This window comes from Mycobacterium sp. TH-M82, from assembly GCF_057473605.1.
This window is the reverse complement of record NZ_JBYCKY010000522.1, coordinates 1-2,985: the sequence shown is the minus strand read 5'-3', so window position 1 is coordinate 2,985 and position 2,985 is coordinate 1. Positions and strand designations below refer to the sequence as shown.

Annotated in this window: 3 protein-coding genes and 1 pseudogene; 3 read left to right on the top strand and 1 reads right to left on the bottom strand. The window is 60.6% G+C overall.

Annotated features, from left to right (window positions below):
• On the bottom strand, nt 1-370 hold a 370-nt coding region (locus AC2VON_RS16130; protein ID WP_486951666.1), incomplete at its 3' end, for a GDP-mannose 4,6-dehydratase.
• A gap of 441 nt (nt 371-811) precedes the next feature.
• On the opposite strand from AC2VON_RS16130, the gene AC2VON_RS16125 reads away from it, so the two are divergent.
• From AC2VON_RS16125 to AC2VON_RS16115, 3 genes and pseudogenes are all read left to right on the top strand, one after another.
• On the top strand, nt 812-1,603 hold the full coding sequence (locus tag AC2VON_RS16125; protein ID WP_486953858.1) for a class I SAM-dependent methyltransferase: 792 nt from the start codon (nt 812-814) through the stop codon (nt 1,601-1,603).
• Between the two features lie 57 nt (nt 1,604-1,660).
• Nucleotides 1,661-2,626: a GDP-mannose 4,6-dehydratase gene (locus AC2VON_RS16120; protein WP_486953857.1), complete on the top strand. Its 966-nt coding sequence runs from the start codon at nt 1,661-1,663 to the stop codon at nt 2,624-2,626.
• Nucleotides 2,623-2,985: pseudogene (locus AC2VON_RS16115) on the top strand (glycosyltransferase family 4 protein); the annotation flags it as partial. The gene AC2VON_RS16120 and the pseudogene AC2VON_RS16115, both read left to right, overlap by 4 nt.

Below are 2,985 nucleotides of genomic sequence, written 5' to 3'. Positions count from 1 at the left end.
GGCAGTGCACCTTGGACAGGCGCACCGCCTCGAGCAGACGCATGGATCCCATGCCCGTGGTGTCACCGGTGTGCACCGGTTCGTCGAAACTGACCCGGACGTGGGACTGCGCCGCGAGGTTGTACACCTCGTCGGGCTCGATGGTGCTGAGCAACGTGACCAGCCGAGTCCCATCGATCAGGTCTCCATAGTGCAGGAACAACCGTGCACCCGCGTCGTGTGGGTCGACGTAGAGATGGTCGATACGGGAGGTGTTGAAGGTCGAGGCCCGGCGGATCAAACCGTGGACCTCATATCCCTTGCGCAGCAGTAGCTCGGCGAGATAGGAGCCATCCTGCCCCGTAATCCCGGTGATGAGCGCTCGCTTCATTCGGCTCCCACTTCTGTCAGTGCACGCTCGTCAGGACATTTTCGGCATCTCATGGTGGCTCTATCACTCCTTACGCGCCAGCCCGGCGGGGCGCGATCGGTTCATAGTAGATGGGGCGTAACTTGACTCGGGTATGGCTCGAGTAGCCAGGTCAGTCACAAGTTGGACAAATCGCAGGGAAGCCGCGCAGAGGACCGGCGTCCGGCCGAGTCTCTGAGCGCAAGCCCGGCTGCGGTCGCGGTCCGCCCGGGAGCCCAGTTGCCAATCACCCGCGCCAGCAGGGACGCCGTTGCTAGGATTGCCGCGGTCGAAGGCGACAGTAATGGTTCCCAGCGTGCGCTGGTAGGCCGTGTCAGATGCGATGGTACGTGGCGTACGGTGTAACCCTTCTGTTCCTCTTGGTTGCAGATGCGCAGAAGGCTCGTGGGAGGGTTCCATACCGTGTTGTGCCGGATCTGTACTTCCAACACCCAGCTGGCGTTCACTCGTAAGGTCCTTGCCAAATACGACTGCCGGTACTACTTCTGTCCCAATTGCGGCGGCCTTCAGACGGAGGAGCCTTACTGGCTGGAAGAAGCCTACGCCAGCCCGGTGGCATCAGCTGACACGGGGATTCTAGTGCGCAACCTAGACCTCGCCCGAGTGACGTCGTTGGTCCTGTTCTTCTTGTTCGACCGTCGCGGCCGTTTTCTGGACGCCGCGGGCGGCTACGGCATTTTCACCCGTCTCATGCGGGACCTCGGTTTCGACTATTACTGGACCGACAAGTACTGCCCCAACCTCACCGCCCGCGGTTTCGAGGTAGATGAAAGTTCTCACCGCCCATACACGGCGGTCACCGCATTCGAAGTCATGGAGCATCTTCCCGACCCGGTCGCGTTCCTCGCTGAGCTGCTAGAAAGCACGGGTACCGACACGATCATCTTCACCACCGAACTCTTCGCTGGCGAGCCCCCAGCTCCGGAGGCATGGTGGTACTACTGTTTCGCCACCGGGCAGCACATTAGCTTCTATCAAAAATCAACGCTGGAGCTCATCGGAAAGCGTTTTGGCATGCGTTTCTACAGCTCCGGTACGCTGCACGTCTGGACTCGGGCGAAACTCAACCCGCTAGCCTTGCGTGTGCTCAGCTCGCCGCAGGTTTCCGGACTTCTGCGAAACTTGCCGCCACGCATCCTTGGCCCCCGAACCTGGGCCGACCACGAGAAACTCATGGGTATCGATGAAGGGTAGTAGTTTGCGCACATCACCCCGCCCGACCCGTCCCGCAGAAGCGGTCCAGGGGACGAGATGAGAGCGCTCATCTGCGGCATCTCGGGTCAAGATGGCGCCTACCTGGCGCGCCTGCTGCTTGACAAGGGGTACGAGGTCTTCGGCACCTCGCGCGACGCGCAGGTCGGTGGGTTCGCGAATCTGGTTCGTCTCGGAATACGCGATCGTGTGCGCCTGGAGTCGATGGCTCTTAATGACTTTCGCAGCGTGCTGAACGTGTTGCGCAGCACCGATCCGGATGAAATTTACAACATGGCAGGGCAGAGTTCGGTCGGCCTCTCCTTTGAGCAACCAGTGGAGACTCTTGACAGCATTGCTCTCGGCACGGTCAACCTGCTTGAAGCAATCCGCTTTCTGGACAAGCCGATTCGTTTCTACAACGCGGGCTCGAGTGAATGCTTCGGAGACACTGGCGGACGCGCGGCTAACGAAAAAACCCCCTTCAGCCCCTGCAGCCCGTATGCCGTGGCGAAGGCTACGGCGCACTGGCTGGTCGCCAATTACCGTGTGGCATACGGATTGCATGCCAGCAGCGGCATTTTGTTCAATCACGAGTCTCCCCTGCGTCCCGAGCGCTTCGTGACGAAGAAGATCATTGCGGCGGCTGTACGCATCGCCAGGGGTGAGCGTTCGCGTCTGACGTTGGGTAACGTCGCGATCAAACGAGACTGGGGATGGGCGCCCGAATATGTGGATGCGATGTGGCGCATGCTGCAGCAAGACACTGGCTCTGACTTCGTGATCGCAACGGGGGAGGGTCGGAGGCTCGACGAGTTCGCGGCGGCGGCGTTCGGGCAGGTGGGGCTCGATTGGCGCGAGCATACAGATCTCTCGGAGGCATTGAGGCGGCCGTCAGATCTGGCCGAAGGCCTCGGCGATGCCTCCAAAGCGAGGGAAGTCCTCGGTTGGTCGGCGACATACACGATGCGCGATGTCGTCAAGGCGATGGTCGCGGCCGAGTGGGCTCGGGCTGAGGACCAGTGAAAGTCGCGTTTGACCACCAGATTTTCGCGCAGCAGCGATATGGGGGTATTTCACGGTACTTTTTCGAACTTGCCAGGCGCTTGTCGTCCGAGATCGTGTCCGACGTGTCGATCATCGCTCCCTTGCACATTAACAACTATCTGGCGGCTGATCCCTCCCATCCCGCTATCCGGGGCAGTTATGTGCCGTCCAGGTCCGGAAGTGCCGCCCGTGTCGTAGATCTGGTGAACCGGTTCGCCGTACCTTTGGCCTGGCGAGGAGTTAATCCGGACATCGTGCATGAGACATACTTCGCCACCAAACCGGTCGGCAGGGGTCGGCATCGTGTGGTGACGGTATACGACATGATCCACGAGCTT